19 protein-coding genes and 1 tRNA gene are annotated in these 26496 nt (G+C 69.8%); 7 read left to right on the top strand and 13 right to left on the bottom strand.

Annotation, left to right across the window (positions count from 1 at the left end):
- Nucleotides 1-189 precede the first annotated feature (189 nt).
- A complete protein-coding gene (gene pyk / locus ACIRC0_RS13095) occupies nucleotides 190-1626 on the top strand; it encodes a pyruvate kinase (RefSeq protein ID WP_403615181.1) in 1437 nt (478 codons plus the stop codon).
- Between the two features lie 4 nt (nucleotides 1627-1630).
- Here pyk and ACIRC0_RS13090 read toward each other — a convergent pair whose 3' ends face one another.
- Both ACIRC0_RS13090 and ACIRC0_RS13085 read right to left on the bottom strand, forming a co-directional pair.
- Nucleotides 1631-2401, bottom strand: coding sequence for a transcriptional regulator (locus tag ACIRC0_RS13090; protein WP_403615179.1), 771 nt, complete (start codon nucleotides 2399-2401; stop codon nucleotides 1631-1633).
- Nucleotides 2402-2508: 107 nt separating this feature from the next.
- A tRNA-Leu gene (locus ACIRC0_RS13085) sits at nucleotides 2509-2581 on the bottom strand.
- 104 nt (nucleotides 2582-2685) lie between these two features.
- Between ACIRC0_RS13085 and ACIRC0_RS13080 the strand changes: the two genes are divergently transcribed.
- Complete coding sequence (locus ACIRC0_RS13080) at nucleotides 2686-3336, top strand: ANTAR domain-containing response regulator (RefSeq protein ID WP_403615176.1); 651 nt, start codon at nucleotides 2686-2688, stop codon at nucleotides 3334-3336.
- Nucleotides 3337-3416: 80 nt separating this feature from the next.
- On the opposite strand, the gene ACIRC0_RS13075 is transcribed toward ACIRC0_RS13080, so the two are convergent.
- From ACIRC0_RS13075 to ACIRC0_RS13045, 7 genes are all read right to left on the bottom strand, one after another.
- Nucleotides 3417-4133, bottom strand: a complete 717-nt coding sequence (locus tag ACIRC0_RS13075) for an ABC transporter ATP-binding protein (protein WP_403615174.1) — start codon at nucleotides 4131-4133, stop codon at nucleotides 3417-3419.
- Nucleotides 4130-4999, bottom strand: a complete 870-nt coding sequence (locus ACIRC0_RS13070) for an ABC transporter ATP-binding protein (protein ID WP_403615171.1) — start codon at nucleotides 4997-4999, stop codon at nucleotides 4130-4132. Before ACIRC0_RS13070 ends, ACIRC0_RS13075 begins: the two co-directional genes overlap by 4 nt.
- A gap of 6 nt (nucleotides 5000-5005) precedes the next feature.
- A complete protein-coding gene (locus ACIRC0_RS13065; RefSeq protein ID WP_403615168.1) occupies nucleotides 5006-6787 on the bottom strand; it encodes a branched-chain amino acid ABC transporter permease in 1782 nt (593 codons plus the stop codon).
- A 5-nt stretch (nucleotides 6788-6792) separates the two neighbouring features.
- Nucleotides 6793-7731 (bottom strand): branched-chain amino acid ABC transporter permease, encoded by a 939-nt coding sequence (locus tag ACIRC0_RS13060; protein WP_403615165.1) that lies wholly within the window; start codon nucleotides 7729-7731, stop codon nucleotides 6793-6795.
- Between the two features lie 104 nt (nucleotides 7732-7835).
- Nucleotides 7836-9065 carry a branched-chain amino acid ABC transporter substrate-binding protein gene (locus ACIRC0_RS13055; protein WP_403615162.1) on the bottom strand — a complete coding sequence of 410 codons (1230 nt, stop codon included), beginning with the start codon at nucleotides 9063-9065 and terminating at the stop codon, nucleotides 7836-7838.
- Between the two features lie 1343 nt (nucleotides 9066-10408).
- On the bottom strand, nucleotides 10409-10897 hold the full coding sequence (locus ACIRC0_RS13050; RefSeq protein WP_103839648.1) for a PaaI family thioesterase: 489 nt from the start codon (nucleotides 10895-10897) through the stop codon (nucleotides 10409-10411).
- 54 nt (nucleotides 10898-10951) lie between these two features.
- Nucleotides 10952-13231, bottom strand: a complete 2280-nt coding sequence (locus ACIRC0_RS13045; protein ID WP_403615159.1) for an FdhF/YdeP family oxidoreductase — start codon at nucleotides 13229-13231, stop codon at nucleotides 10952-10954.
- Nucleotides 13232-13545: 314 nt separating this feature from the next.
- Between ACIRC0_RS13045 and polA the strand changes: the two genes are divergently transcribed.
- Nucleotides 13546-16272, top strand: coding sequence for a DNA polymerase I (polA, locus tag ACIRC0_RS13040; RefSeq protein ID WP_403615157.1), 2727 nt, complete (start codon nucleotides 13546-13548; stop codon nucleotides 16270-16272).
- A 284-nt stretch (nucleotides 16273-16556) separates the two neighbouring features.
- On the opposite strand, the gene ACIRC0_RS13035 is transcribed toward polA, so the two are convergent.
- Nucleotides 16557-17411 carry a DUF4184 family protein gene (locus ACIRC0_RS13035; RefSeq protein ID WP_403615155.1) on the bottom strand — a complete coding sequence of 285 codons (855 nt, stop codon included), beginning with the start codon at nucleotides 17409-17411 and terminating at the stop codon, nucleotides 16557-16559.
- A 273-nt stretch (nucleotides 17412-17684) separates the two neighbouring features.
- Here ACIRC0_RS13035 and ACIRC0_RS13030 point away from each other — a divergent pair, with 273 nt between their 5' ends.
- The 3 genes from ACIRC0_RS13030 to ACIRC0_RS13020 all read left to right on the top strand — a co-directional run bounded on the left by ACIRC0_RS13030 (nucleotide 17685) and on the right by ACIRC0_RS13020 (nucleotide 20726).
- Nucleotides 17685-19418 carry a lytic transglycosylase domain-containing protein gene (locus tag ACIRC0_RS13030; protein WP_403615153.1) on the top strand — a complete coding sequence of 578 codons (1734 nt, stop codon included), beginning with the start codon at nucleotides 17685-17687 and terminating at the stop codon, nucleotides 19416-19418.
- A 159-nt stretch (nucleotides 19419-19577) separates the two neighbouring features.
- On the top strand, nucleotides 19578-19712 hold the full coding sequence (locus ACIRC0_RS13025) for an SPW_0924 family protein (RefSeq protein WP_403615151.1): 135 nt from the start codon (nucleotides 19578-19580) through the stop codon (nucleotides 19710-19712).
- Nucleotides 19713-19733: 21 nt separating this feature from the next.
- Entirely contained in the window at nucleotides 19734-20726 is a 993-nt protein-coding gene (locus tag ACIRC0_RS13020; RefSeq protein ID WP_403615149.1) for a DUF3068 domain-containing protein, read from the top strand.
- On the opposite strand, the gene hrpB is transcribed toward ACIRC0_RS13020, so the two are convergent.
- From hrpB to ACIRC0_RS13005, 3 genes are all read right to left on the bottom strand, one after another.
- Entirely contained in the window at nucleotides 20716-23217 is a 2502-nt protein-coding gene (gene hrpB / locus ACIRC0_RS13015) for an ATP-dependent helicase HrpB (protein ID WP_403615147.1), read from the bottom strand. The two genes, ACIRC0_RS13020 and hrpB, sit on opposite strands and share 11 nt — an antisense overlap.
- A 25-nt stretch (nucleotides 23218-23242) precedes the next feature.
- The gene (locus tag ACIRC0_RS13010; protein WP_403615145.1) at nucleotides 23243-23569 is read right to left on the bottom strand and encodes a hypothetical protein; all 327 of its coding nucleotides are present in this window, start codon (nucleotides 23567-23569) and stop codon (nucleotides 23243-23245) included.
- Between the two features lie 142 nt (nucleotides 23570-23711).
- Nucleotides 23712-24572 (bottom strand): class I SAM-dependent methyltransferase, encoded by an 861-nt coding sequence (locus ACIRC0_RS13005; RefSeq protein ID WP_403615143.1) that lies wholly within the window; start codon nucleotides 24570-24572, stop codon nucleotides 23712-23714.
- Between the two features lie 344 nt (nucleotides 24573-24916).
- On the opposite strand from ACIRC0_RS13005, the gene rpsA reads away from it, so the two are divergent.
- Entirely contained in the window at nucleotides 24917-26407 is a 1491-nt protein-coding gene (gene rpsA, locus ACIRC0_RS13000) for a 30S ribosomal protein S1 (protein ID WP_403615140.1), read from the top strand.
- Nucleotides 26408-26496: the final 89 nt, after the last annotated feature.

Raw genomic sequence — 26496 nt, 5'->3', positions numbered from 1 at the left:
CCCCGACGACGCCGTCTCCCTCCATCTGGAGCCCCGACGCGAGTGAATATGCCGCGACAATTTCCCCGGATGCTCATCGGAGCGGGATGCCGCACAATTCAACACTTGGCAACAAGGCTTCACCCAAAGGTTCTTGAGTAGTCACGCACGACCAATTCACTACCGGCCGGTAAGTCATAGGCTCGCACCATGCGCCGAGCAAAGATCGTCTGCACTCTGGGCCCCGCCACCCACTCGTACGACCAGATCAAGGCACTGGTCGAAGCCGGAATGGACGTCGCCCGCTTCAACCTCAGCCACGGCACCTACGCCGAACACGAGGAGCGCTACCAACGCGTACGAAAGGCCGCCGACGAAACCGGCCGCAGCGTCGGAATCCTCGCCGACCTTCAGGGCCCGAAGATCCGACTCGGCCGCTTCACCGAAGGCCCCGTACTCCTTGAACGCGGAGACACCTTCACCATCACCGTCGAAGAAGGCGCCGAGGGAGACCGGCAGGCCTGCGGAACCACCTACGCCGGCCTCGCCACCGACGTCACCCCCGGCGAACGCATCCTCGTCGACGACGGCAAAGTCTGCCTCCAGGTCACCGCCGTCGACGGTCCCCGCGTCCACACCACCGTCGTCGAAGGTGGCATGGTCTCCGACCACAAGGGACTGAACCTGCCCGGAGTCGCCGTCTCCGTCCCCGCACTCTCCAAAAAGGACGAAGACGACCTCCGCTGGGCCCTGCGCACCGGCTTCGACGTCATCGCACTCTCATTCGTGCGCAGCGGCCGGGACATCAAGGACGTCCACCGCATCATGGACGAAGAAAGCCGCCGCCTCCCCGTCATCGCCAAAGTCGAAAAACCGCAGGCGGTCGAGAACATCGACGACATCGTCGCCGCCTTCGACGGCATCATGGTCGCCCGCGGCGACCTCGGCGTCGAAATGCCACTCGAACAGGTTCCGATCGTCCAAAAGCGCGCCATCAAACTCGCCAAGCGGAACGCCAAACCCGTCATCGTCGCCACCCAGATGCTCGACTCGATGATCGAGAACTCTCGCCCGACCAGGGCGGAGGCGAGCGACGTCGCGAACGCCGTCATCGACGGCACGGACGCCGTCATGCTCTCCGGCGAGACCAGCGTCGGCAACTACCCCATCGAAACGGTCAGGACCATGGCCCGCATCGTCGAGGCCGCCGAGGAGGACCTCCTCGCCAAGGGCCTGCCGCCCCTGACCGACAGCAACAAACCCCGCACCCAGGGCGGCGCCGTCGCCCGCGCGGCAGCGGAGATCGGCGACTTCCTCGGCGCGAAATTCCTCATCGCCTTCACCCAGTCCGGCGACACCGCCCGCCGCCTCTCCCGCTACCGCTCCCCGATCCCGCTCCTCGCCTTCACCCCCGAGCCGGCGACGCGCTCGCAGCTCAACCTCACCTGGGGCGTGGAGACGTTCCTGGGCCCGCACGTGGACTCCACGGACGCGATGGTCGACCAGGTCGACGAACTGCTGCTGAAGTACGGCCGCTGCCGGAAGGGCGACGTGGTGGTGATCACGGCAGGCTCGCCGCCCGGGGTGTCGGGCTCGACGAACATGGTCCGCGTGCACCACATCGGCGAGGACGACAGCCCGAAGTAGTCGGTCAGTACTTGGGGCCTACATGGGCGTCGAGGAGGGCGACGGAGGCTTTGCGGGCGATGGAGATGGTCACGGCAGCGCGGCTTTGGTTGAGTGTCTTCCACTTCACGTCCACCTTGTCGAGAGTGTCCGTGAAGAGCTTGATGATGTCGGCCGACGTGTTGGTGAAGAAGTACCGCGGATACTCGTAGCGCTTGCGTTCACCGCCGACCACGCGAGTCGTCCAGTTGGTGATGCGGCAGCCGTCGGAGTGGATGAGGCCGCGGACGAATTCCCACGGGTGGGCGTCGACGAGGGCCTGCTGCCAGGGGTCGAGGGTGATGCGGCGTTCGTGCTTCTTGCCGGGGCCGTGTTGAGGGAACAGGCAGGGCCAGTGCTTGCTGTAACTGGTTACGTACTGGCAACCCTGCCGTTGGACCCGGAAGACCTTGTTCGCAGGGCATACCGCCTGCATGGCTGCGGCGCAGGCGTCGATGAGGCCGGGCCAGGCGTCGGCGCAGGCGATGCGGAGGCAGTAGACGCCCCTCCTGAGGAGGCTCACGCAGCCGTCTCCGAGGTACAGACCGAGCAGGTAGGTGTAGGCGACAGGCTCGCTGGGCGGGCTCGGGATGTCGCAGCATCGAGGGCGTGGAGCGGAACGGACGAGCGGCTCGAGGCGCACTTGCCATGACCGGATCGCTGCTCGGGATACACCGGTCTCTTTGCTCACCGAGTTCAGGCTGCGCCCTTGGGCCACCAGAGCCAATGCTCGCTTGCGCGTACCCATGTCGTACATATGGGCACTCTTCTGCGACTGGACGTTTCAACACGCAGCAAAAAGCGGATGTTCACGAGAATGGGAACATCCGCTCTTTAGGCTGCGCCTTGGAATCAAAGGGAAAGTGCCCCGGGTGGGATTCGAACCCACGCTGTCGGTGGTTTGAGCACCGTGTCTCTACCGCTGGACTACCGGGGCTTCCTGAAAAACGAAGGTCGGCGGTCACCCGCCGTGCCCCACCTTACCGCAGCTAGGTAGGCTCTTGTCAGCAGTACCCGCCTGCCCTGGAACAAGGAGCCCGAGTGACCGCCCCCGAGTCGCCCCAGCCCGTTGCCGACGACGACAAGTCGCACGTGCCTCCGCTGACGACCCGTGTCGTCATCGCCGAGGACGAGGCGCTCATCCGGCTCGATCTCAAAGAGATGCTCGAGGAGGAGGGCTACTCCGTCGTCGGTGAGGCCGGCGATGGTGAGCGGGCCGTCGAGCTGGCCCGTGAGCACAAGCCCGACCTCGTGATTCTGGACGTGAAGATGCCGAAGCTCGATGGCATCTCCGCGGCGGAGAAGATCGCCGAGGAGCGTATCGCCCCGGTGCTGATGCTGACGGCGTTCTCGCAGCGTGATCTGGTGGAGCGGGCGCGGGACGCGGGCGCGATGGCGTATCTGGTGAAGCCGTTCAGCAAGAGTGATGTCGTTCCGGCGATCGAGATGGCTGTCTCGCGGTTCACGGAGTTGAAGGAGCTGGAGAAGGAGGTCGCGGACCTCTCGCAGCGACTGGAGACCCGGAAGCTGGTGGATCGGGCGAAGTCGATCCTGCAGACGGAGTACGGGCTGACGGAGCCGGCTGCGTTCCGTTGGATTCAGAAGACGTCGATGGATCGCCGTATGTCGATGCAGCAGGTTGCGGAGGCTGTCATTCAGGACGCGGAGGAGAAGAAGGCCGCCAAGGGCTGACATCCCCGTCGGTACAGCGGAGAGGCCCGCATCCCGTTGCCACGGGGTGCGGGCCTCTCCGTAGGCCCGGAAACGCGCGCTCAGTCCTCGCCGAGGTACGCCTTGCGTACCGATTCGTCGTGCAGGAGGTCCTGGCCCGTGCCCGAGAGGACGATGTTGCCGACCTCCATGACGTGCCCCTGGTCGGCCAGGGACAGTGCCGCCTGGGCGTTCTGCTCGACGAGCAGGATGGTCGTGCCCTGGGACTTCAGCTCGGCGATCGTCGCCATGATCTTCTGCATCATGATCGGCGAGAGGCCCATGGAGGGTTCGTCGAGCATGAGCAGTTTCGGCTGGGACATCAGTGCGCGGCCCATGGCGAGCATCTGCTGTTCGCCGCCGGAGAGGGTGCCTGCGGCCTGCTTCCTGCGTTCTCCGAGGATCGGGAAGAGGTCGTAGGCGCGCTGGATGTCCTTTTCGATGCCGTCCTTGTCCTTGCGGAGGAAGGCGCCGAGCTGGAGGTTCTCCGCGATCGTCAGGCGGGGGAAGATGTGCCGGCCCTCGGGGGAGTGGGCGAGCCCGAGCGCGACGATCTTGTGCGCGGGGACACCGGTCAGCGGCTTGCCGTCGAAGGTGATCTTTCCGGAGGTGGGCTTCAGCAGGCCGGAGAGCGTGCGCAGGGTCGTCGTCTTACCGGCGCCGTTGGTGCCGATGAGGGTGACGACCTGGCCGGCCTCGACGCTGAACGAGATGCCCTTGACGGCTTCGATCTTGCCGTAGGCGACCCTGAGGTCCTCGACCTCGAGCAGTGCGGTCACTGGGCCTCTCCCTTGGTGGTGCTGGTGGTGCTTTCCGCGTCGACCGGTGCTGCGGCCTCGGCGGCCTCGACCTCCGCGACCTCGGCCGTCCCGGGCTCGCCCTCGAAGGGCTCCCCCAGGTAGGCGGCGACGACGCGCTCGTCGGCCTGGACGACGTCGGAGGTTCCCTCGACGAGTTTCTCGCCCTGGACCAGGACAGCGACACGGTCGCAGAGGTTGAAGACGAAGCGCATGTCGTGCTCGATGAGGAGGACGGCGATGCCCTTGTCGCGGATGGCGAAGACCAGGTCTTCGGTGGCGCGCGTCTCCTGGGGGTTCATGCCGGCCGTCGGCTCGTCCAGAAGGAGCAGGCCCGGCTCGGACGCCATCGCGCGGGCGATCTCCAGCTTGCGCTGCTCGCCGTAGGGCAGGTTGCGGGCCAGGTGGTCGCGCTTGTGGGCGAGGCCGATGAACTCCAGGAGTTCCATGGCCCGTTCCTCGCTGGCCTTCTCGGCCTTCTTGAAGCCGGGGCCGCGCAGCAGGGCCGACCAGAGGCCTTCCTTGGTGCGGGTGTGGCGGCCGACGAGGACGTTCTCCAGAACCGTCATGTTGGCGAACAGCCGGATGTTCTGGAACGTACGGGCGATGCCCGCCTGGGTCACCAGGTGCGGCTTGGGCGGCAGGACAGTGCCCTTGTACGAGACCGTGCCCTCGGTGGGGACGTACAGGCCCGTGAGGCAGTTGAAGAAGGTGGTCTTGCCGGCGCCGTTGGGGCCGATGAGACCGACGATCTCGCCGCTGTTGACCGTGAAGTCGACGGAGCGGACGGCGGTCAGGCCGCCGAAGCGCATCGTGACGTCACGGGCTTCGAGTACAGGTGTCGTCATGGTTCCTTACGCCCCTGCCTTGGTGACGGCCGGTTCGTCGGTCAGCGTCGCTTGTTCGGGTACGTCGAGTTGGCCGGTCTCGTGGAATTCCAGCTGGCGGCGGCGGTTGGCGATGATGCCCTCCGGCCGGAAGCGCATCAGGATGATGAGCGCGATGCCGAAGGCGAACAGCTCGTAGTTCTGGAGAAACTGGAGCTTCTCGGGGACCAGGTAGAGCACGCTCGCGCCGAGCAGCGGACCGCTGACGGTGCCCATGCCGCCGAGGACGACGGCGGCGAGGAGGAAGGCCGAGTTGGGCGGGGCGGCGCCGGCGAACTGGTAGGGCTGCGGGTTGACGCTGTAGTTGACGTGCGCCATGACCGAGCCGGCGAGACCCGCGAGGGAGGCGCCGAGCGCGAAGGCGATGAGCTTGACCCGGAAGCCGTTGATGCCCATGGCGGTGGCGGCGGTTTCGTCCTCGCGAATGGCGATCCAGGAGCGGCCGATACGGGAGTCGGCGGCGCGGGTGAAGACGAGCACGACGATGGCCGTGACGATGAGCATGAGGAACAGGTAGTTGGCGAACCGGCCCAGGGTGAACCCGGCGATGTCGTGGGATGCGCCCAGGTTGAACCCGAAGATGTTGAGGTCGGGAATCTGGGTGATTCCGTTCGGGCCTCGGGTGATGTTGGGTCCGGAGTCGCCGTCGAGGTTGTTGACGGTGATGCGGAAGATCTCACCGAAGCCGAGGGTCACGATGGCCAGGTAGTCGCCGCGCAGCCGCAGTGTGGGCGCGCCGATGAGGACACCGAAGACCAGCGAGGCGGCCATGCCGGTGAGGGCGGCGGCCCAGAAGGGGAACTGCACGCCCGAGAACCGGGAGTACTCGGAGCCGGAGACCAGGGCTGCCGCGTAAGCGCCGACGCCGAGGAAGGCGACGTATCCGAGGTCGAGGAGGCCGGTGAGGCCGACGACGATGTTCAGGCCGAGGGCGACGGTGGCGAAGATGAGGATGTTCACGCCGATGTTGGCGTTGTGGTCGTCGCTCTGGGTGAAGGGGAAGATCACGGCGGCGGCGAAGGCGAGGGCCGCGGCGAAGCCCTTGTGTCGGGCGGAGATCGTCGCGTAGGTCTCGACGAGTCCGCTGTGGACGAGACCCCAGGCCGCGAAGACGACGAGGAGGAGGAACCCGATGAAGGTCTCGCTCGCGTCGTTGTCGATGCCGATGCCGTAGGTGAAGGCGATCAGGGCGACGGCGGTGCCCGCGGTGATGATGAGCCGTTCGGAGAGCGGGGAGAGCTTGCCGGGACGGGGCTGGTCGGGCTTGGTGAGGTAACCGCGGAAACCGGTGCCCGGGGCGGGGTGGGGCAGCGCGAGTGCGCCGACGACCGGGAGCGCGGAGGCGGCCATCGCCACGAAACCGCCGGGCTCCAGGTTGACCAGGCCGCCGAGGTCGACCGCGATGGCGATGCCTGTGAACCAGCAGACGGCGAAGGCGGACAGGGCCGTCAGCAGGACGGGGGAGGTCGCGTTTGCCGGGTTGAGCCAGCGCAGCCCCGGCACGTTCCACAGGTTAAGGGCGTACAGCAGGGTGAGGGCGCCGGCCACGAGAGCAAGGATCTGCAGTCCGGCCGGGTAGCCGTACACGGTCAGGTCGCCGGGAAACTCGGCGGTCCAGGTCCAGCTCAGGAAGGTGCTGGCGATGGTTCCGACGGCGCCGATGGCGATGAGGAGGCGGGCGGCGGCGTGGGGGAGCGGGACGGGTCCGCGCTCGGCCGTGCTTGCGGTGCTGGTGATGGTGTCGGTCATGGTGGTCACGCCCTGTCCGCGACGCGTTCGCCGAGCAGGCCCTGTGGCCTGAACAGCAGTACGAGGATGAGGAGGACGAAGGCCCACACCGCGGCCCAGCCCTGGCCGCCGAGCTGCTGCATGCCGGGGATATTGGCGATGTAGGCGGTGGCCATGGCCTCGGCGATGCCGAGGACGAGGCCGCCGAGCATGGCGCCGTAGATGTTGCCGATGCCACCGAGGACGGCCGCGGTGAAGGCCTTGAGACCGGCGATGAAGCCCATGTCGTAGGCCACGGAGCCGTACTTGAGGCCGTAGGAGACGCCGGCGACCGCGGCGAAGAAGCCGCCGATGGCGAAGGCGATGACGATGATGCGGTTGGTGTCGATGCCCATCAGCTGTGCGGTGTCCGGGTCCTGGGCGGTGGCCTGCATGGCGCGGCCGGTGCGGGAGAGGCGGACGAAGAAGGCGAGGATCGCCATGCACACGGGAGCGGCGATGATCAGGAAGATGTCACCGCTCTGGATGGTGACCGAGCCGAGGTGGTACGGCCCGAACGGCAGCTGCGGGAAGACCCGGGCGGACTTGGCGTCGCCGCCGTACTTGTACCAGTTGAAGACCGCCTGCTGCAGGGCGAGAGAGAGGCCGATGGCGGTGATGAGGGGCGCGAGGCGTGGTGCTCCGCGGAGCGGCCGGTAGGCGAAGCGTTCGGCGCCGACCGCGAGGAGGACGGAAACCAGTGCGCCGCCCAGGAGCATCAGCGGCAGGGCTACCCACATGGATATGCCGTCAGGCAGGGCGAGGTAGACCGTGAGGGCACCGAAGCCTCCGGTCATGAAGATCTCGCCGTGGGCGAAGTTGATGAGCTGGACGATGCCGTACACCATCGTGTAGCCGATGGCGATCAGGCCGTACATCGAGCCGAGGAACAGCCCGTTGGCCAGCTGCTGCGGCAGAGTGTTCACCGCATGGCCTCCATGTGGTGGGGAGAGTCAGGGGCAGAAGGCGGGCCGCGCGGTGACGGTTGTCTGCGCCGCGCGGCCCTGGGTGTTGCGGGGTGTTCCGGTCGTCAGCTCTTGGGGTTGGCGGTGCCGCTCTTGACGGACTTCCACTCACCGCTCTGGACCTGATAGACGGTCAGCTGCTTGTTGGTGGTGTCGCCGTACTCGTCGAAGGCGATCTTGCCGGAGATGCCGTCGAAGGAGCTCTTCTGGACGGCGTCGACGATCTGGGCGCGCGCGTCGGAGGGGACCTTGCCGTCCTTCACGACCTGGCCGACGGCCTTGATGATTGCGGTGGCGGCGTCGTAGGCGTAGGAGCCGTAGGTGCCGTAGTCGCCGGGGTACTTCTTGGCCTTGTAGGTGGCCACGAAGTCCTTGGCGGCGGGCAGGGTGTCGACCGGGACGCCGATGGAGGTGACCAGGTCGCCCTCGGCGGCCTTGCCGGCCGTCTTGATGTAGGTCGGGGTGAACATGCCGTCGCCGCCGAACAGCGGGATGTTGGCTCCGGCGTCCTTGAGCTGCTTGGTCAGGACCTCGGACTCGTCGTACTGGCCGCCGTAGTAGAGCAGGTCGGCACCCGAGTTCTTGATCTTGGTGACCAGGGTGGAGAAGTCACGGTCGCCGACGTTGACGTGGTCGGTGCCGATGACCTTGCCGCCCTGCTTCTCGAACTGCTCCTTGAAGATCTTGGAGAGGCCGGCGCCGTAGGTCTGCTTGTCGTCGACGACGAAGGCCTTCTTCTTCTTGGCGCCGTTGTAAGCGTAGTCCGCCGCGTAGGCGCCCTGGAGGGCGTCGGTGGTGGCCGTACGGAAGTACGTCTTGAACGGACGGACCTTGTTGGTCTGCCAGTTCTTGCCCATGGTCAGCTCGGGGTTGGTGTTGGACGGGGAGATCTGCACCAGGTTGGCGGTGGCGAAGACCTGCTGCATCTGGGTCGCCACACCGGAGTTCAGGGGGCCGACGACGCCGAGGACGTCCTTGTCGGCGACCAGCTGGGAGGCGTTCTGCTGACCGGTGGCCGGCACCGCCTTGTCGTCCAGGGCCTTGATCTTGAAGGTCACGCCGGGGACGGTCTTGTTCTTGTTGGCGTCGTCGACGGCGATCTGCGCGCCGTACTGGATGCCGAGCCCCGTGGCGGAGTTCTGACCGGTCAGCGGGGCGTCGACGCCGATCACGACGGTGGTGTTGCCGCTACCGGACGAGCCCTTGTCGCCGCTGTCGCGCGAGCCGCAGGCGGTGAGGGTGAGTGCTCCCGCCGCCAGCGCGGCGGTGATGGCGATGAGCGAACGTTGACGCACGATCAGTCCTTTCCCTGGCGGCCCTCCCCCCTGGAAGAGGCCGAGTCGAGCGCTGGGCCGAACTGACATTCAGACCGCGCGGTGACTGGCCGTGACTCTAAGCGGGTGTGGGGGAAGTAAAGGAGAGGTTGAGCGAGGCTGTGACGCTCTTGTTATGACATCGGGTAATGGAGAGCGGTGCTGGGTGGGCGGAAGAGCGGAATTCGGACTGATTCGCCCAGTCCGCATAGTGAGAATGTGCAGGACCTGCCGGGATGCGTTCAGGTGTCTCAGCGGTTTTGGTGATTACGCGGAACGGTTGCTGCAGGCGACTTGCAGGGCTCCTGGCGGGTCCTGTGCATACGGTGACCCGGGTATGAAGCCATGAGCCTTTATTGCGCGCGTATTACGCAGAGTTACGTCCCGGAAAGGGAGTCCGGCGTTCTCCGATGCTTTCCCACAATCCGTTACAGAGGATCCTGCCGCCGTCCGGAAGGGGACGGCGGGCTCGGAGGGCAGTGACAGGCCGGCGTAGGGCTGGGCCATCCGTGTCACGGTGACGGGTGGGCCGGACTGTACGCGCAGTGCGACCTCGGAACCGAAGCTCCTGGCAGGTGCGTCCCGGGAGGCGCGGTGCGCAGGTTGCTGATGACGGCCACCGGGGGCGGATGCAGCGGGGCCGGGGCCGGGGCTGGTGGTTCGTGGGGCCGGATGCACGGAGGTAGCCGCCGCCCACTAGGAGGACGGCGGCTGCCGCGGCCGTGAGAGCCGCATGGCGGTGCCGGTCGTTCAGCCGGGCCAGAGGTCCAATACGGACCTGGGGGCATCGCGCGGATCCGCGTCCCCCGCACGCGTGCCCTCGACGGGGCCTATGCTGCTCAACCCCACGAGCCCTTGCCCGGACCCCCGGCGCGATGCCAGGCGGCGCAATCCTCGCGGGCGTGACGGTGATTCGACTTCTCGGCCGCTGTGGCACCTTGACGCCTCTTCTCGGCTCGCGCGGCGTCCACGACCGTCCGGAGGATCTCGTACTGGCCGTCATGCAGCCCCATGGACGGGTAGTCGCCGTACGTCTGGGTGTCCAGTACCTTGCGTGACCGTAGGCGACGTTCCGCGCGCACAACACCTCGTGAGGAGTGGCCTGCGGTGGCGCCGCAGTGGAGACGGTGTGCTCGGTGCCCTTCGCCTCGCCGGAGCAGGAGCTGCCGCAGTCGGTGGCCACCGCGCTCGTCAGCAGCGCCAGGCCGAGCCAGACTCCGTACGCCGCCGGCCCCGGCCGGGGGACTCCTCCCGTTCCCATGCCATGACGCCAGGCCGCCGGGTGCCCGAGGGCAACGGCCGTGCGGGCCACGGGCTTTCGCCGCTCAGTCCGCCGTGCGCAGGTGCGCCTCGTCGCCGGGCTGCACATCGCGCAGCAGACAGGTGAGGCGGGCGGTGCACACGCGCTTGCCGCTCTCGTCGCTGATGACGATTTCGTACGTCGCCGTGGAGCGCCCCCGGTGGACCGGTGTGGCCACGCCGGTGACCAGGCCCGAGCGCACCCCGCGGTGGTGGGTGCAGTTCAGGTCGACACCTACGGCGATCTTGGAGCTGCCGCCGTGCAGCATGGCGCCGACCGAGCCGAGGGTCTCGGCGAGGACGGCGGAGGCGCCGCCGTGGAGCAGTCCGTACGGCTGGGTGTTGCCCTCCACCGGCATGGTGCCGACGACGCGCTCTGCGGACGCCTCGACGATCTGGACGCCCATCCGCGTGCCGAGGTGCCCGGCGGAGAAGAGGGCGGGCAGGTCGACGCCGAGCGCGGCGTACTCGTCGACGACTTCCTGGGGGAACTTCACGGTGTGCTGCTCGCCCATGGGGCACGGCTCCGTTCGTGGTGATCGGTCACTCGACTGTGGCTGAGCAAACGCTCAGTCGGTCGCCGATTGTTCCAGGCGGACCACCACGGACTTGCTCGCGGGGGTGTTGCTCGTATCAGCGGTGGCGTCCAGCGGGACCAGCACGTTGGTCTCCGGGTAGTAGGCGGCCGCGCAGCCCCGCGCGGTGGGGTAGTGCACGACGCGGAAGCCGGGGGCGCGCCGCTCGACGCCGTCCTTCCACTCGCTGACCAGGTCGACGTACGAGCCGTCCGCCACGCCGAGCGCACGGGCGTCCTCGGGGTGGACCAGGACGACGCGGCGGCCGTTTTTGATCCCCCGGTAGCGGTCGTCGAGGCCGTAGATCGTGGTGTTGTACTGGTCGTGGGAGCGCAGGGTCTGCAGCAGGAGCCGGCCCTCGGGCAGCTTCGGGTACTCCACGGGGGCCGCCGTGAAGTTGGCCTTGCCGGTGGCGGTGGGGAAGCGGCGCTCGTCGCGGGGGGCGTGGGGGAGCGCGAATCCGCCCGGGCGGGCCACGCGCGCGTTGAAGTCCTCGAAGCCGGGGATCACGCGCGCGATGCGGTCGCGGATGGTCGCGTAGTCCTTCTCGAACTCCTCCCACGGCACCTTGCTGCCGTCGCCGAGCACCCGGCGGGCGAGGCGGCACACGATGGCCGGCTCGGAGAGCAGGTGCGGGCTCGCGGGGTCCAGACGGCCGCGGGAGGCGTGCACCATGCCCATGGAGTCCTCGACGGTGACGAACTGCTCGCCGCTGCCCTGGAGGTCGCGCTCGGTACGGCCGAGGGTGGGCAGGATCAGGGCGCGCGCGCCGGTGACCGCGTGCGAGCGGTTCAGCTTCGTCGACACGTGCACGGACAGGCGCGCGCGCCGCATGGCGGCTTCCGTCACCTCGGTGTCGGGGGAGGCGGCCACGAAGTTGCCGCCCATCGCGAAGAAGACCTTGGCCTCGCCGTCCCGCAGGGCGCGGATGGCGCGGACGACGTCGTAGCCGTGCTCGCGCGGCGGCGCGAACTCGAACTCCTTCTCCAGGGCGTCCAGGAAGGCGGGCGCGGGCCGTTCGAAGATGCCCATCGTGCGGTCGCCCTGCACGTTCGAGTGACCGCGCACCGGGCACACGCCCGCGCCGGGGCGGCCGATGTTGCCGCGCAGCAGCAGGAAGTTGACCACCTCGCGGATGGTGGGAACCGAGTGCTTGTGCTGGGTCAGGCCCATCGCCCAGCAGACGATGGTGCGCTGCGAGGCGAGGACCATCCGCAGGGCCTTCTCGATCTCCTCGCGCGCGAGCCCGGTCGCCGTGAGCGTCTCGTCCCAGTCGGCGGCGCGGGCGGCCTCCGCGAACTCCTCGAAGCCGTGGGTGTGGTCCCGGACGAACTCCTCGTCGACCGCGCCCTCAGTGTCGAGGATCAGCTTGTTCAGGAGGCGGAAGAGGGCCTGGTCGCCGCCGATGCGGATCTGCAGGAACAGATCGGTGAGCGCGGCGCCCGCGGTGAGGCCCTTGGGCGTCTGCGGGTTCTTGAACCGCTCCAGGCCCGCCTCGGGCAGAGGGTTGACGCTGATGATCCGCGCGCCGTTCGCCTTGGCCTTCTCCAGGGCGGAGAGCATGCGCGGATGGTTCGTGCCGGGGTTCTGCCCGGCGACGATGATCAGGTCCGCCTTGTAGAGGTCCTCGAGCAGGACGCTGCCCTTGCCGATGCCGATCGTCTCGGAGAGCGCGGAGCCGGACGACTCGTGGCACATGTTCGAGCAGTCGGGCAGGTTGTTGGTGCCCAGCTCGCGGGCGAACAGCTGGTAGAGGAACGCGGCCTCGTTGCTGGTGCGGCCGGAGGTGTAGAAGACGGCCTGGTCGGGGGAGTCGAGGGCGGCCATCTCCTCGGCGATGATGTCGAAGGCACGCTCCCAGGTGACCGGCTCGTAGTGGTCCGCTCCCTCCGGCAGGTACATGGGGTGCGTCAGCCGCCCCTGCTGGCCCAGCCAGTAGCCGCTGCGGCCGGCGAGGTCGGTCACCGGGTGCGCGGCGAAGAACTCGGGGGTGACCCGGCGCAGGGTGGCCTCTTCCGCCACCGCCTTCGCGCCGTTCTCGCAGAACTCCGCCTTGTGCCGGTGGTCCGGCTCGGGCCAGGCGCAGCCGGGGCAGTCGAAGCCGTCCTTCTGGTTGACGCGCAGGAGGGTCAGCGCGGTGCGGCGCACGCCCATCTGCTGCTGGGCGATGCGCAGAGTGTGCCCGATCGCCGGCAGCCCAGCCGCGGCGTGCTTGGGCTCGGCGACCTGCGGCGCGTCCTGAACCGGATCGCCCATGGGCGGCTTCGTTGCCATCGCTGCGCTCTCCTTCACCAGCACCCGTGAACTACGACTCCGATCCTCGCACGCGCTGCCGACAACGACGGCAGTGTGGGGAGGACAGAAGTCATAGTTCCGTATCATGCAATGGTTGCGGAACAGGCAACGGTGCGGGAGTCTCGGCAGCGACGCAACGGTGCGGGAGTCTCGGCAGCGACGGGCGGCGCCGGTCCCTGCGCCTGGCCTGCGAGGCGCTGCGGCACCGCCCGCGCACCGCGTGGCCCCGCCCGGCCGCCGCAGGAGCCCACGGCGGGGGCCGAGTGTCAGTGGGGCGTGGCAGGATCGGGGGCGTGGCAGAGACAGCATCGAAGCAGACCGACAAGACCACCGGCGGCGACCGTCCCCGGCTGATGCTCATGGATGGGCACTCCCTGGCCTACCGCGCGTTCTTCGCGCTGCCCGCGGAGAACTTCACCACCGCGACCGGCCAGCCGACGAACGCGATCTACGGTTTCGCGTCGATGCTGGCCAACACGCTGCGCGACGAGGCGCCCACGCACTTCGCGGTGGCGTTCGACGTCTCCCGCAAGACCTGGCGCTCGGAGGAGTTCACCGAGTACAAGGCGAACCGTTCGAAGACCCCGGACGAGTTCAAGGGTCAGGTGGAGCTGATCTGCGAGCTGCTGGACGCCATGCACGCCGCCCGCTTCGCGGTCGAGGGGTACGAGGCGGACGACGTGATCGCCACGCTCGCCACCCAGGCCGAGGCAGCGGGCTTCGAGGTGCTGATCGTCACCGGCGATCGCGACTCCTTCCAGCTGGTCAGCGAGCACACGACGGTGCTGTACCCGACGAAGGGCGTCTCGGAGCTGACCCGGTTCACCCCTCAGAAGGTGTTCGAGAAGTACGGGCTGACGCCGGTGCAGTACCCGGACTTCGCCGCCCTGCGCGGCGACCCGTCGGACAACCTGCCGGGCATCCCGGGTGTGGGTGAGAAGACGGCGGCGAAGTGGATCAACCAGTTCGGTTCGTTCGCGGAGCTGGTCGAGCGCGTCGACGAGGTCAAGGGCAAGGCCGGGCAGAACCTGCGCGACCACCTGGAGTCGGTGAAGCTGAACCGCCGGCTGACCGAGCTGGAGCGGCAGGTGGAGCTGCCGAAGGCGGTCGACGACCTCAGGCGTGCCGCCTACGACCGCAAGGCCGTCGCCATGGTCCTGGACACCCTGGAGATCAGGAACCCCTCGCTGCGCGAGCGGCTCTTCGCCGTCGACCCGGGGGCCGAGGAGGCCGAAGCACACCCGGTCGTGGCGGACGGCGTCGAGCTGGACGGGGCGGTGCTGGGCGCGGGCGAGCTGAAGCCGTGGCTCACCGAGCACGGCGCACAGGTCCTGGGTCTCGCCACGGTCGACTCGTGGGCGCTGGGCACCGGCGCGGTGGCCGAGATCGCGCTCGCCGCGGCCGACGGCGCGGCGGCCTGGTTCGACCCGGCGGAGCTGGACGAGGCCGACGAGAGGGCCTTCGCGGAGTGGCTCGCCGACCCGGCCAGGCCGAAGGTCCTGCACAACGCCAAGGGCGCGATGCGTGTCCTTCCCGAGCACGGCTGGTCCCTTCAGGGCGTGACCATGGACACGGCGCTCGCCGCGTACCTGGTCAAGCCGGGCCGTCGCTCCTTCGCGCTGGACGCGCTCTCACTGGAGTACCTGGGCCGTGAGCTGGCGCCCGCGGCCACGGCGGACGGGCAGCTGGCCTTCGGCACGGACGAGGGCGCCGAGGCCGAAGCGCTGATGATCAAGGCCCGGGCGATCCTGGACCTCGGCCAGGCGTTCGAGGAGAAGCTGCGGGAGGTCGGCGCGGCGGATCTGCTGCGCGACATGGAACTGCCCACCTCCGCGCTGCTGGCCCGGATGGAGCGGCACGGCATCGCCGCGGACCGTGCGCATCTGGAGACCATGGAGCAGATGTTCGCGGGCGCCGTCCAGCAGGCGGTGAAGGAGGCGTACGCGGCGGCGGGGCACGAGTTCAACCTGGGCTCGCCCAAGCAGCTCCAGGAGGTCCTCTTCGGCGAGCTGGGCCTGCCGAAGACGAAGAAGACGAAGACGGGCTACACGACGGACGCGGACGCACTCGCGTGGCTGGCGACCCAGACGGACAACGAACTGCCGGTGATCATGCTGCGCCACCGGGAGCAGGCGAAGCTGCGGGTGACGGTCGAGGGCCTGATCAAGACGATCGCGACGGACGGCCGCATCCACACCACGTTCAACCAGACGGTCGCCGCGACGGGCCGCCTGTCGTCGACGGACCCGAACCTGCAGAACATCCCGGTGCGCACGGACGAGGGCAGGGCGATCCGCCGGGGGTTCGTGGTCGGTGAGGACTTCGAATCCCTGATGACCGCGGACTACAGCCAGATCGAGCTGCGCGTGATGGCCCACCTGTCCGAGGACGAGGGCCTGATCGAGGCGTTCACCTCCGGGGAGGACCTGCACACCACGGTCGCCTCCCAGGTCTTCGGGGTCGGCCGTGACGCGGTCGACGCGGAGATGCGGCGCAAGATCAAGGCGATGTCGTACGGCCTGGCGTACGGGCTGTCGGCGTTCGGCCTGTCCCAGCAGCTGAACATCGAGGCGGCCGAGGCGCGGGCGCTGATGGACACGTACTTCGAGCGGTTCGGCGGAGTGCGGGAGTATCTGCGCCGTGTGGTGGACGAGGCGAGGGCGACGGGCTACACCGAGACGCTCTTCGGCCGCCGCCGCTATCTGCCCGACCTGAACAGCGACAACCGCCAGCGCCGGGAGATGGCCGAACGGATGGCGCTGAACGCGCCGATCCAGGGCACGGCGGCGGACATCGTCAAGATCGCGATGCTGAACGTGGACCGGGCGCTGCGTGAGGCGGACCTGAAGTCCCGGATGCTTCTCCAGGTCCACGACGAAATCGTGCTGGAGATCGCCCCGGGCGAACGGCAGCAGACGGAGGAGCTGGTCCGCCGGGAGATGGCGGCAGCGGTACGGCTGCGGGCACCGCTGGACGTCTCGGTGGGCTACGGGACGGACTGGGAGTCGGCGGCGCACTAGTCCGCGACGGGCCGGGGGGATCGGCCTCGGGGCGTCAGCGGAGTCGCCCCGGTCTCCGGGGGAGCGGCGGGTGACCTTGACCGGGGACCGGTCGGCCACCGCGGAGTCGGGCCGGGTCGGTCGGCCACCGCCGAGGCGGCCCGCCGGCCCCGCCCGGGGCTTCCCCGACGCCCGGGACCTGGCGGGCTCGGCCGGGATCCGTGGGGGTGCAGTCTGAGGGCAGAGCTGTCGTCAGCCTGCGGGCACCCCCGTCCGCGCAGGCCACCCGCGTCACCCCGAGGAGATCAGCGTGACGCCGATCGGGCCGGTTCCCGGTCGGTGCCCCGGCGGTCCCCGGCCGTGCGCCGCAGGGCCCTGACGCCCGTCACATACAGCGCCATCCCCACCGCGAGGCCCGCGCCCGCGCCGAAGCACGTCGGCGGGATCACCTCCCACGGTTTCGCGTGGGTTCCCCAGTAGGCCCACCACCGTGACGCCCGCTGCACCGCCCCCGCCGCCGCGCACCCGCCGATCACCGCCACCGCCAGCCACCGGTCCGCCCACGACAGCACCGGCAGCGCCGACACCGCCGACGAACCGGCGGACGCCCGCCGCAGCGCGACCGCCAGGAACACGGCGATCACGACGGCCGCCACGGCCGAACTCCCGTACTGCAGATACGTGTACCGCGGCGTGCCCGCCATCGGCCGCGTCAGCCAGGGCAACAGCCGTACCCCCCACCGGCCGATGTGCGTGAACGCGTCCCACACCACATGCGTCAGCGCACCCAGCACCGCGGAGACGTACCACCAGGCCATGAGCGGGAACGAGACCTTGCGCAGCGGTGTACCGCAGCGCACCAGCGCCGCCACCCGCCCCTGCGCCGCCGGCGGCAGCAGCGCGACCAACGGCTCCCGCAGTACCAGCCACAACCCCACCAGCGCCCAGGCGATGAGCACATCGACGGTGAACACCCCTGTGAAGGAGTGCGTGACCGTACCGAACTCCATGCCCCCGGACACCACGCTCGCCGCGAAGTAGGTCATGTCGGGCGCGAACGATCCCGCGACAAGAACGGCGGGTACCAGCCGCCCGCGTCCGGACCCGTCCCCGCGTACGGCCGGCAGGACGGCCGCGGCATGGCTGAGGGTGAACGGCACGACGCCTCCCGCCGCAGATGTTGACCGAGCACAACCACCCGGCGATCACGAACGTCCAGTATGAGGGACGCATGAGAAAGGTGAGGCGACCCACCCTGCTTCTGCGTCCACGCCAAGCGGACATGACCAACTGGTGAAAACCGGGCACCAACCGGTGTCGGCGCGTCGCAAGTTGTCGTAGGGTCACTTGGTCGCCGCGCACGGGTGCGTGGTCGAACACACGGACACAACAGAGCAGCACACACCAGGTCGTCGACGGGAGGGGTTCACTCAATGGCGGCGCGTTTCGGCAGGAGGCTGCGCAAGGGGGCGGCAACCACCGCTGTGGCCGCGGCCGCAGTCGCGGCTCTGGCGGCATCCCAGGCTCCGGGGGCCACCACCGACGACCAGGGCAGACAGGCCACCGGCGCGCAGTCCACGCCCGAGACGACCGGCAACGTGAGTGGCGATGACACCGCCACCGGCAACGGCGGCTACTACACCGACCTGCCCCCGCTCAACAGCCCCACAGAGTCGCCCGACCCCGGCGCCACGCCCACCACGGGCCCTTCCGGCACAGGGCAGGGCGGCATACCCGCCACCGTCCTCGACGCCTACAAGAAGGCCGCGGCGGAACTCCAGAGCTCCAAGCCCGGCTGCAATCTGCCGTGGCAACTCCTCGCCGCCATCGGGCAGGTGGAGTCCGGCCAGGCCGAGGGCGGCCGGGTCGACGCGGACGGCACCACGTACACGAAGATCCTCGGCCCGGTCCTCAACGGCAACGGCTTCGCCAGCATCAAGGACACCGACAACGGCGCCTACGACGGCGACAGCACCTATGACCGTGCGGTCGGGCCCATGCAGTTCATCCCGTCCACCTGGGCGTGGGCGGGCCGCGACGGCAACGGCGACGGCGTCAAGGACCCCAACAACGTCTACGACGCCGCTCTGGCCGCCGCGCACTACCTGTGCCGCGCGGACCGTGACCTGTCGGTGCAGGCCGACATGAACGCCGCGATTCTCAGCTACAACAACTCGCAGGACTACCTGAACACCGTTCTGTCCTGGTACGAGTACTACCGCAAGGGCACCCACTCGATCCCGGACGGCACCGGCACCCTGCCCTCGCACCGCAGCGACCGGAACTCCGGTGCGAGCCCCGACCCGAAGCCGAGGAAGACGAGCAGGCCCGGCACCTCCAAGCCCGCCGGCGGCACCACCAGCCCCACCCCCACCCCGCCGTCGCCGGGCAAGCCCACCACCCCGACGTCGACGCCGCCCGCTCCCACCCCGACCGACACGGTGGACCACCTGGCCGACAGCGGCACCGGGACGCTCTCCGCGAAGACGGGCGACACCTTCGACCGGAAGGTCGTGGTGAAGGCCGTCACGAAGGCCGGCAAGGCCGTGCCGAAGGTTCGCGTGCGGTTCGAGATCATCGGTGACACGGACACCGCCTTCACCGGCGGGGAGACCGTCGCGGCCGTCGTCACCGACAGCTCGGGCAAGGCCACCGCGCCCGCGCTCGTCGCCGGTCAGAAGACCGGCGGCTTCACGGTCCGCGCCCTGGTCGTGGGCCGCACGATCACCGGTCTCGACTACTCGGCCACGGTCGTCGAACGCCAGGCCGACACCCTCGTCCGCACCAGCGACACCGAGCTGACCTGCACGCCGAACGGTGAGTTCGCGGACCAGGTCGAGGTGAAGGCCACGTACAAGGGCGCCGTCGCGGACGGTGTCGCGGCCACGGCGACCCTCGTCAAGTCGGCCGACGACCCGGCCGAGAACGACAAGGGCCCCTACTTCAAGGACGCGAGCGGCAAGACCGTACGCACCCTCACGGGCCTCAAGACCGATGCCGCCGGCCTGCTGAAGCTGCCGAAGCTGTACGCCGACGACACGACCGGCACATTCCTGCTCCGCATCACCACCGCGGGCGAGGCCACCCTGATGGTCGAGCTGAAGGTCGCGGCGCCCGACGCGTCCCCCAGCCCGAGCCCGAGCCCGAGCCCCAGCCCCAGCTCGTAAGGTCGGCCGGGAACGTACGACGGCGGCGCCCCTCCACCATGGAGGGGCGCCGCCGCCTTTTCGTGCGCCCTGTTCTCATCTCGCGCGCCCGTTGCTACGGTGCCGGACCTGACGGTCCATCAGTTGCCGTGTTCCGGCTGCCGTCCCGGGGAGGCCCGCATGCGTGCCCTCATCGCCGCCGCGATCGGCCTGGCCGCGGCGTTCGTCCTGGCGTTCGGCCTGACGACGCTGGGTTCGCCGTCCGGCACGACGTCCCCGAAACCACTGCTGACGACGGTCCCCAGTCATCCGTGACACGCACAGGGAGGACGCGAGATGCGCCGCAAGGCCGGCCTGATCCTGCTCGCCTTCGCCGTGTTCTTCACGGCGCTGTCCCCACTGCTGCGCTGGTACGCCTTCCCACGCCTGGCCAAGGTCCCCGCGGACCAGTACCAGACCATGGTCCTCGAGGCGAAGAACGCCACACTCCTCGACTACGGCACCATGACGTCCCGCACGGTCCCCGAGGTCGTCATCGTGCAGACCCTCAGAGGGAACGTGGAGGCCGCTGAGAAGATCGAGAAGGACGCGGGCCGGGACGTGGTCGTCTGGGACGGCCTGTCCTATGTGCAGGGACCCGACGGCGCGATGGTCTCCCGCATCCCGGAGCGGTACATCTTCGACGCCCACAGCCAGGAACCGGTCCACGCCACCGGCGAGACGGTCGACGGCGACCCCGTCCACCGTGACGGCATCGAGTTCAAATGGCCGTTCCTGACCCAGAAGCGGGACTACGAGTACTTCGACGCGCAAGCCCGCGTCGCCCGCCCCATCCACTACCGGGACACGCGGACCTTCCGGGGCGTCAAGGTCTATTACTTCGAACAGACGATCCCGTGGACCAAGGTCCCCTTCCCCAAGGTCATGCCGGTCAAGGGCATCACCCCCGAGTCGGTGGCGAAGACCGGCACGACCCGCTGGTACACCACGGTCCGCAAGTTCTGGGTCGAACCCCTGACCGGCGCGCCCGTCTACGGCGAGGAGATCCACAAAGAGGAGTTGCGTGGCGGCGCGCTCCTCGGGGGCCGTGACAGGGTCACGGTCTTCGCGGGGCATGTGAAGATGCGCGAGGACTACATCGCCTCGACGGTCGCCCTGGTCAAGCACAACCGCCTGCTGATCCTGCTGCTGGCGTCCTCCCTGCCGTGGGGCTTCCTGATCCTCGGCGCCGCCCTGCTGTCGCTGTCCCTCTACCTCGAGGCGCGCGGCCGCCGTCCGGACGACCCGGAGCCCACCGCGGTCGTGGAGGTCGAGCCGGTCACCGCCTGAGTCGCGCGTTCGTGTGCCGGGTCGGCTCCGCGGTGGCCGGGTCCTCCGGCCAGGGGTGCTTGGGGTAGCGGCCGCGCAACTCCGCCCGTACGGCCCTGTAGCCGTCCCGCCAGAAGGAGGCGAGGTCGGCGGTGACGGCCGCGGGCCGCCCGGCGGGGGAGAGCAGATGCACGACGACGGGCACACCGGCGATCTCGGGCGAGGCCTGCAGCCCGAACATCTCCTGCACCTTCACGGCGAGCACGGGCCGCTCGGGGTCGGCGTAGTCGATCCCGATCGCGGACCCGCTCGGCACGGTGATCCGCTCCGGGGCGAGTTCGTCGAGCCGGGCGGCCTCCCCGGTGGACCAGGGCAGCAGCCGGGCCAGGGCCAGCCCCGCGTCGATCCGGGCGAGGTCGGCCCGCCGCCGGGCGCGGCTCAGCTCGGGCTCCAGCCACTCGTCCACGCGCGCGTGGAGCGCGTCGTCGCGGACGTCCGGCCACGGCTCGCCCAGGTGCAGTCGCAGAAAGGCGAGGCGCTGCCGCAGCACACGGGCCCGAGGGGACCATCGCAGCAGACCGAAGCCCTCCTGCCGCAGCCCTTCCAGCAGGGCCCGACGTACGAGCGCGGGTGCCGGGTCCCGCAGCGGCCGCGCCGCCAGCTCGACGGCCCCGAGCCGCTCGACACTCCGTGCGACGACGTCCCCGTCGGCCCAGTGCACCTCCTCGCCCGTGGAGTACAGGGCCCCGGCCGCCCGCCGCGCCACGTCCTCGTCGACCACGGCGGCGAGCCCCACGCGCGCGTGCCCCGCACCGACGGGCCGGTCCGCCACGGCCACCGCCAGCCACGGGGCACCGCGCAGCCCCGACCCCTCCCTGAGTTCGGCGCGGGTGCCGTTCACCATGAGGCAGGAGCCGCCGTCGGCGCGCGCGAGCCGCTCCGGGAAGGCGAGCGCGGCGACGAGTCCCACCACCCGGTCGTCGCCCACCTCCGCGGTACCGACAGGCACGTCGCCCGCCGCGGCCCGCAGCCGGCGCACCTCCTCCCTCCAACGCGCCGCGTACGCGTCGCCCCCGCGCCGGGCCGCCCGCCACACCGCCGCCAGGTCGTCGCCGTACTCCCGCGGCGGCTCCTCGCTCAGCAGAGCCACCGCCTCCGCGGCCCGCTCCGCGCCGACCCGCGGGGCCGCGTCGAGCAGCGCCCGCGCCAGCCGTGGATGCAGTCCCAGCCGGGACATCCGCACGCCCCGCTCCGTGACCCGTCCCGCCGCGTCCACCGCGCCGATCGCCGTCAGCACCGACCGCGCCGCCGCCATCGCCCCGGGCGGCGGCGCGTCGAGGAGCGCCAGCCCGGACGCGTCCGGGTCGCCCCAGGACGCCGCCTGCAAGGCGAACGCCGTCAGATCGGCCAGCCGGATCTCCGGCGCCGGGAAACGCGGCAGCCGCGCGTCCTCCGCCTCGGACCAGCAGCGGTACACCCGGCCCGGCGCCTCACGCCCCGCCCGGCCCGCCCGCTGCCGACCCGACGCCTGCGAGGCCCGTACCGTCGTCAGCGCGCTCAGCCCCCGCGCATGGTCGACCCGCGGCTCGCGCGCGAGACCGGAGTCGACGACCACCCGCACCCCCGGCACGGTCAGGGACGACTCCGCCACGGCCGTCGCCAGCACCACACGCCGTGCCGAGCCCGGCGACAGCACGGCCTCCTGCACGGCCGCCGGCGCCCGCCCGTGCACCTGGAGCACTTCCGTGCCGCCCAGATCCCCCAGATGACCCGCCACGCGCGCGATCTCCCCGACACCGGGCAGGAAGCACAGCACGTCCCCCTCGCACTCGGCCAGCGCCCGCCGCACCACCGACGCCACATGCGTGAGCAGCGCCGGATCCACCCGCATCCCGTGCGGCGGCCGCACAGGGCGCGCGGGAGGTACCCACACCACCTCCACGGGGTACGACACGCCCTCCGCCTCGAGAACCGGTGCCCCGCCCAGCAGCCGTGCCCAGCCCTCCGCGTCCGTCGTCGCGGAGGCAGCCACCAACTCCAGCTCCGGCCGCAGCGTCTGGCGTACATCGAGCAGGAAGGCGGCGACCGTGTCGGCGTCCAGGTGCCGCTCGTGGACCTCGTCGAGCACGACCACGTCGACGCCAGCCAGCTCCTGGTCCCGCTGCAGCCGCTGCAACAGCACACCGGTCGTGACGACCTCCACGCGCGCGTGACGCCCGACCACCCGCTCCCCGCGCACGGTGTAGCCGACGCTCTCACCGGTCTTCTCGCCCAGCAGCCACGCCATCCGCCGGGCCGCCGCGCGCGCCGCGATCCGCCGCGGCTCGGCCACCAGCACCCGCCGAGCGGGACCGCCGCCCAGCAGCCCCGCCAGCGCGAGCGGCACCAGCGTCGTCTTGCCGGTGCCCGGCGGCGCGCACAGCACCGCCGTCCCGTGCTCGCCCAGTGCGGCCCGAAGAGCGGGCACGGCGGAACGGACGGGCAGGCGGTCCAGAGCGTCGTGGCGGATCACCGCACCAGTGTTCCAGGCGGCCGCGTCACGGAAGAAAGACGTGCCGGCAGCGCAGGCAGAACAGCTGCCGGCGCCAGTCGGCCCGCTGCCGCGCCGCCTGCGCGACGCTGCCGCGCAGGGACACCAGCCACAGGCCCCCGCCGGCCAGCCCGACGAACCCCAGCCACACCTCCGACACGAGCAGGGCGCAACCCACGGTCAGGAGCCCGAACGGCGCCGCCCAGCGCTCCTCGTCCAGTGCGGGCCGCGCGAGGTGCGGTGCCCCGGCGCGCGCCTCGGGCGACAGCGTCCTCCAGTACGTGCGGAGCCGGGTGGTCCTGTCCCCTCGCCGGCAGACCGGGCAGACGTGCATACGCGTACCCCCCACCGCCGGCACCGCCGAGCGCGACCTCGAGGGCGACATGTCGACTCATCGTTTGTGCCCTGCCGGTACGGCCGGCATACGCGCACGGCCGCCACCCCCGCAGATTGGCCGGAACCGCTCCCTAAGTGCCTCAGCCCCGTTCGCACACGAAGATCGCCGTCCCCGGGATCAGCCCGCCACGCAGCGGCGACCACCCGCCCCACTCGGACGTGTTCCAGGCCGGCCACTCCGGCTCGACCAGGTCGACGAGCCGGAAGCCGGACGTCACGACGTCCCGCACCCGGTCGCCGAGCGTGCGGTGGTGCTCGACGTACACCGCCCGGCCCTCCTCGTCCTGCTCCACGTACGGAGTGCGGTCGAAGTAGGAGGCCGAGACCGCGAGACCCTCCGGCCCCGGCTCGTCCGGGAACGCCCAGCGGATGGGGTGGGTCACCGAGAACACGAAACGGCCGCCGGGGCGCAGCACCCGGTGCACCTCGCGCAGCACCAGACGCGGGTCCGCCACGAAGGGCAGCGCCCCGTACGCCGAGCACGCCAGGTCGAAGGAGGCGTCCCGGAAGGGCAGGACACAGGCGTCCGCCTGCACCAGGGGGAAGCCGGCGCCGATGCGCAGGGCGTGCTGGAGCTGGCGGTGGGAGAGGTCGAGGGCCACCGGGCGGGCGCCGTGCCCGGCGAGCCAGCGGGAGCACTGTGCCGCGCCGGCACCGATCTCCAGGACGTCCTTGCCCTTCAGGTCCTCGGGCGGGCCGAGGAGCTCGGCCTCGACCTCGTCCAGGCCCTCGGGCCCCCAGACGAAGCGGTCGTCGCCGAGGAACGTGCCGTGCTCGATCTGGTACTCGTCCGCGTTCCGGTCCCACCAGCCCCGGTTGGCCCGGGAACTCTCCGTGACACCCGCCGCGCGTCGGGTGGCTTCCGGTTCGAACTGTTCGGGCTCTTGGATGATGGGCTCCCTCGTCGTACTCTTCCGTCCAGCCTGACGCGGCGGTGTCACGGAAAAGGGTCTTGTGGCCTGCACGGTCCCGTGGCATCGGCCGGGTGCGGCCGGTGTCGCACGGTGACTTGTGCCGGGAATGCGGCGATCCGCCCCGGGTGTGCGCCTTCGCGCATTGACCCTGTCCGGCTGCCCCCGTATGCTACAAGTTGCGCTGCGGGCCTGCGCACCTCAGACGTAGCAGGCTGCGCTCGCATCTGTTGTATGTCCCCTCGGTTGTCGAGGCGCCATCACCGGTTGGCTGGTGGGGCGCTTCCTTGGCTGTCCGGCTTCTGCAGAGCGAAACGGGCTCCAGCGTGAGCAGTACCTACGACTTCAATGTCCGTACCGGAGCCCTTTTCCACATGACGAGCAGCACCGAGACCACCGCCACCACCCCGCAGGTAGCGGTCAACGACATCGGTAACGAGGAAGCGTTCCTCGCAGCGATCGACGAGACGATCAAGTACTTCAACGACGGCGACATCGTCGACGGCGTCATCGTGAAGGTCGACCGGGACGAGGTCCTGCTCGACATCGGTTACAAGACCGAAGGTGTCATCCCGAGCCGCGAACTGTCGATCAAGCACGACGTCGACCCGAACGAGGTCGTCGCCGTGGGCGACGAGATCGAGGCTCTGGTCCTCCAGAAGGAGGACAAGGAAGGCCGCCTGATCCTCTCGAAGAAGCGCGCCCAGTACGAGCGTGCCTGGGGCACCATCGAGAAGATCAAGGAAGAGGACGGCATCGTCACCGGTACCGTCATCGAGGTCGTCAAGGGTGGTCTCATCCTCGACATCGGCCTCCGCGGCTTCCTCCCGGCCTCCCTGGTCGAGATGCGCCGCGTCCGCGACCTTCAGCCGTACGTCGGCAAGGAGCTCGAGGCCAAGATCATCGAGCTGGACAAGAACCGCAACAACGTGGTTCTGTCCCGCCGCGCCTGGCTCGAGCAGACCCAGTCCGAGGTCCGCCAGACCTTCCTCACGACCCTGCAGAAGGGTCAGGTCCGGTCCGGCGTCGTCTCCTCGATCGTCAACTTCGGTGCCTTCGTGGACCTGGGTGGCGTCGACGGTCTGGTCCACGTCTCTGAGCTCTCCTGGAAGCACATCGACCACCCGTCCGAGGTCGTCGAGGTGGGCCAGGAGGTCACCGTCGAGGTCCTCGACGTCGACATGGACCGCGAGCGTGTCTCCCTGTCGCTCAAGGCGACCCAGGAAGACCCGTGGCAGCAGTTCGCCCGCACCCACCAGATCGGCCAGGTCGTGCCCGGCAAGGTCACGAAGCTGGTTCCGTTCGGTGCGTTCGTCCGCGTGGACGAGGGCATCGAGGGTCTGGTCCACATCTCCGAGCTGGCCGAGCGCCACGTGGAGATCCCGGAGCAGGTCGTCCAGGTCAACGACGAGATCTTCGTCAAGGTCATCGACATCGACCTCGAGCGTCGCCGGATCTCGCTGTCCCTGAAGCAGGCCAACGAGTCCTTCGGTGCCGACCCGACCGCCGTCGAGTTCGACCCGACCCTGTACGGCATGGCCGCGTCCTACGACGACCAGGGCAACTACATCTACCCCGAGGGCTTCGACCCGGAGACCAACGACTGGCTGCCGGGCTACGAGAAGCAGCGCGAGGAGTGGGAGCGCCAGTACGCCGAGGCGCAGACCCGCTTCGAGCAGCACCAGCAGCAGGTCATCAAGTCCCGCGAGGCGGACGCCGCTGCCGCTGCCGAGGGTGGCGAGGCCGCCGCTCCGGCCGCGACCGGCGGTTCGTACTCCTCCGAGGGCGGCGACAACTCCGGCGCCCTGGCGTCGGACGAGGCGCTGGCGGCCCTGCGCGAGAAGCTGGCCGGCGGCCAGAGCTGAACGCTCGCGGCTAGGCGTTAGCCGATGACTGAGGGCCCGTCCCCTGTGGGGCGGGCCCTCAGTCGCGTTTCCGGGGCCGGCCACTGTCG

It is taken from the genome of Streptomyces sp. NPDC093984 (assembly GCF_044764595.1).
GTDB classification, from domain to species: domain Bacteria; phylum Actinomycetota; class Actinomycetes; order Streptomycetales; family Streptomycetaceae; genus Streptomyces; species Streptomyces cynarae.
Note: the sequence above shows the minus strand (reverse complement) of the source record. Positions and strands in the feature narration are given on the sequence as shown.

Coding starts and splice junctions, on each gene's coding strand:
- rpsA (WP_403615140.1), top strand. CDS start 24,917: ATGACGAGCAGCACCGAGACCACCGCCACCACCCCGCAGGTAGCGGTC.
- ACIRC0_RS13010 (WP_403615145.1), bottom strand. CDS start 23,569: ATGCACGTCTGCCCGGTCTGCCGGCGAGGGGACAGGACCACCCGGCTC.
- ACIRC0_RS13065 (WP_403615168.1), bottom strand. CDS start 6,787: ATGACCGACACCATCACCAGCACCGCAAGCACGGCCGAGCGCGGACCC.
- ACIRC0_RS13025 (WP_403615151.1), top strand. CDS start 19,578: ATGCGTGCCCTCATCGCCGCCGCGATCGGCCTGGCCGCGGCGTTCGTC.
- pyk (WP_403615181.1), top strand. CDS start 190: ATGCGCCGAGCAAAGATCGTCTGCACTCTGGGCCCCGCCACCCACTCG.
- ACIRC0_RS13030 (WP_403615153.1), top strand. CDS start 17,685: ATGGCGGCGCGTTTCGGCAGGAGGCTGCGCAAGGGGGCGGCAACCACC.
- ACIRC0_RS13045 (WP_403615159.1), bottom strand. CDS start 13,231: ATGGCAACGAAGCCGCCCATGGGCGATCCGGTTCAGGACGCGCCGCAG.
- ACIRC0_RS13050 (WP_103839648.1), bottom strand. CDS start 10,897: ATGGGCGAGCAGCACACCGTGAAGTTCCCCCAGGAAGTCGTCGACGAG.
- ACIRC0_RS13020 (WP_403615149.1), top strand. CDS start 19,734: ATGCGCCGCAAGGCCGGCCTGATCCTGCTCGCCTTCGCCGTGTTCTTC.
- ACIRC0_RS13070 (WP_403615171.1), bottom strand. CDS start 4,999: ATGACGACACCTGTACTCGAAGCCCGTGACGTCACGATGCGCTTCGGC.
- ACIRC0_RS13090 (WP_403615179.1), bottom strand. CDS start 2,401: ATGTACGACATGGGTACGCGCAAGCGAGCATTGGCTCTGGTGGCCCAA.